Annotated in this window: 2 protein-coding genes; one reads left to right on the plus strand and one right to left on the minus strand. The window is 61.3% G+C overall.

Annotated elements, in window-relative coordinates; genetic code table 11:
* Positions 1-158: 158 nt before the first annotated feature.
* On the minus strand, positions 159-1,115 hold the full coding sequence (locus tag J2Y68_RS21975) for an RNA polymerase subunit sigma-70 (protein ID WP_309997087.1): 957 nt from the start codon (positions 1,113-1,115) through the stop codon (positions 159-161).
* Between the two features lie 95 nt (positions 1,116-1,210).
* Between J2Y68_RS21975 and J2Y68_RS21980 the strand changes: the two genes are divergently transcribed.
* Positions 1,211-1,588: a nuclear transport factor 2 family protein gene (locus tag J2Y68_RS21980; RefSeq protein ID WP_309997091.1), complete on the plus strand. Its 378-nt coding sequence runs from the start codon at positions 1,211-1,213 to the stop codon at positions 1,586-1,588.
* Positions 1,589-1,740: the final 152 nt, after the last annotated feature.

The raw sequence follows: 1,740 nt of genomic DNA on the forward strand, positions 1-1,740 counted from the left end.
CTACCGAACCGTACACACCTTCCGGCTTTCCGTTTCGCACCCGGCGACTCAGAAAACAATACACGCCCCACACCACCAACGCAAATCCACCCCCACACCCCCACCAAACCGCCGTCGAACCTTCATTCCTGAACAACGCGGCCGGGCTCGATGCCCCTTCATTCGAGAAGGTCGGGCGCCCCCAAATGCCTGTGAAATCCGTCGTCAAGGATCCGCATGATTGAGGCGATCTTGCTGCCGTCCCATGTCGGTTCGATAATCAACAGCCCCCGGGCCCGGCCGTCGAGGTAGCAGACAAATGCCGGCCTGCCTCCCGCCCTGGCTGCAGAGAGCGCGTAGCTGCCGCCGGGCCGTCCCGCCGCACTTGCGCGCAGGAAACCCTCGACGGCGGTACGGCCAACGTAGCGTTCGGTTGCGGGCGGCATAGCAAGCCAGCACTGATCAGTAAGGAGCCCAACGAGGGCATCAATGTCATCCCGGGAGAAGGCCTCGGCAAACCTGCGGGCGATGTCCCATTGCGCCGCTTCCGTGGCCTGGGGAGGCGAAGAAGGCCGTCCAGCGCGGGCCCGCTGCAAGAGACCCTTAGCCGCACTTTTACCAATCGAGAGCATCTCGGCAGCCTCACTGACGGTGAAATCCAATACGTCGCACAGCATCAGCACCGCAGCTTGGCGCGGAGGCATGCGTTGAAGAGCCAGCACAAAGGCAAGCTCAACACTTTCACGGGCAATTGCCTGCGCAGCGGGATCAAGTTCGTTGACCCAAGCATCCGGGTACGGCTGGAAATGTGGTTGATCGAACAGATCGCTTGGAGTCGGCGGATCGAACGGAGGAAGGGGTGCCGGACGAGCTCGACGGCTGCGATCCCGCAGGAGGTTCAACGAACAGTTTGTCGCAATCCGATACAGCCACGTCCGCAACGATGATCGCCCGGAAAAACCACGAAGGCCCTTCCACGCGGCGAGCAATACCTCCTGCAGAACGTCGTCGGCATCATCAACGGACCCAGTGATCCTGTAACAGTGCACGTGAAGTTCCCGCAGGAAGGGCGACATGAGTGAAGCGAATGCCCCTTCATCGCCGGCCCAGGCGGCTTCCAACTCCGCAGATGTCACGCCTCCATCCTGACACGCGTTCCCGACGCACCGTTCCGATCTGCCTGGCTGCGGTGTCTATACCGATGTAACCATCTACGAAAGGGAACCCAGCCATGACTGACAATAAAGGCGCCGCCGTCGATATCTCCGTTGCGTACTACCGCTCGTGGACAGCCGGCATGCTCGACTCAGCGTCCTCATACTTGGCCGAGAATGTCATCTGCAGCGCGCCCGCAGGCGAACTGAACGGCAGGGACGCCGTACGTGCGTTTATGGAACCCTTCGCCGCCTCGCTTACAGGATCCACGCTCTTGGCAGCATTCGGCGCCGGTGACGAAACGCTCCTTATGTACAGCACAGGAAATGACGCGGTGCCGAGCGCCCCCGGCGCAGAACTCCATCGAGTCCAAGACGGTCAGATCGTAGAGATCCGAATTATCTTCGACCGCTTGCCTTTCGCATTGGCGCGGGGCGACGTCGTGAAAACATGACGGCGGGAAGCCCGTCCTGCGCTTAAGCGGCCGGGGGCTTCCCCGATGGTGGGCTCATACATGGGTTGTGTTGTGTGGGTTAAATGGGTGGAGCCCCGACCGTCGTGGTCGGGGCTCCCCTGTTAATGTGTGTCCGGCGGTGTCCTACTCTC

Origin of the sequence: Paenarthrobacter nitroguajacolicus (assembly GCF_031455195.1) — a bacterium.
Lineage (GTDB): Bacteria > Actinomycetota > Actinomycetes > Actinomycetales > Micrococcaceae > Arthrobacter > Arthrobacter nitroguajacolicus_D.